The sequence below is a fragment of the Bradyrhizobium sp. 25ACV genome (assembly GCF_054863005.1).
On sequence record NZ_JAVAYO010000082.1, the window covers coordinates 1 to 275 of the forward strand.

Sequence of the window (275 nt, forward strand, 5' to 3'; positions counted from 1 at the left end):
GAGATGCGGAGTTTGTTGCCGATCACATCACCGAGCGATTGAGCGTGTCGCGCATCGAGGCGCGCGAAGTCGCCTAACACGCGGCGCGAGGGGCCTGCACTCAAATGGCAGTCGGCCACGACCTAGCTGGAATAGCCGCGTTCCAGCGCGTGACGCTGCTGGTAGCGGTCCAGCGCCAGATGGACGAGGCGCGTCAGCAGCTCGCCGTAGGGCACGCCTGAGGCTTCCATCATCTTCGGATACATGCTGATCGAGGTGAACCCGGGCATGGTGTT

At 63.3% G+C, this 275-nt stretch carries 1 pseudogene; it reads right to left on the reverse strand.

Annotated features, from left to right (window positions below):
• Positions 1-122: 122 nt before the first annotated feature.
• Positions 123-275, reverse strand: a pseudogene (locus tag RAD04_RS38670) (D-alanine--D-alanine ligase family protein); the annotation flags it as partial.